The organism is Paludifilum halophilum, from assembly GCF_002245355.1.
GTDB classification, from domain to species: Bacteria; Bacillota; Bacilli; order Thermoactinomycetales; family DSM-45169; genus Paludifilum; species Paludifilum halophilum.
Window position 1 is genome coordinate 1 of record NZ_NOWF01000130.1, and the last position, 418, is coordinate 418.

Sequence of the window (418 nt, forward strand, 5' to 3'; positions counted from 1 at the left end):
TTGCCATCGTCACCGGCGCCAGCCAGGGCATCGGCCTTGCCTGCGCCCAGCGCCTGGTGCAGGAAGGCGCGCGGGTCATGCTGGTCGACATCCGCCCCGAAGGCGAACAGGCCGCCGCCAGCCTGGGCGAAGCGGCCCGGTTCTTTCGCGCCGATGTCGGCGTCAAGCGCGAAGTCGACGCGATGATCGCGGCCACGCTGGAGGCCTTTGGCCGCATCGACATCCTGGTCAACAACGCGGGCGTGACCCATGCCGCCGATTTCCTCGACCTTGAAGAAGACGACTTCGACCGCGTGCTGCGCATCAACCTGAAATCGATGTTCCTGTGCAGCCAGGCGGCGGCGCGCGAGATGGTCAAGCGCGGCGAAGCCGGCTGCATCATCAATATGTCGAGCGTCAACGCCGAACTGACCATTCC

General features: G+C 66.0%; 1 protein-coding gene. It reads left to right on the forward strand.

Annotated features, from left to right (window positions below):
• The coding region (locus CHM34_RS18605; RefSeq protein WP_141201793.1) for an SDR family NAD(P)-dependent oxidoreductase at positions 1-418 on the forward strand (418 nt) is incomplete at both ends.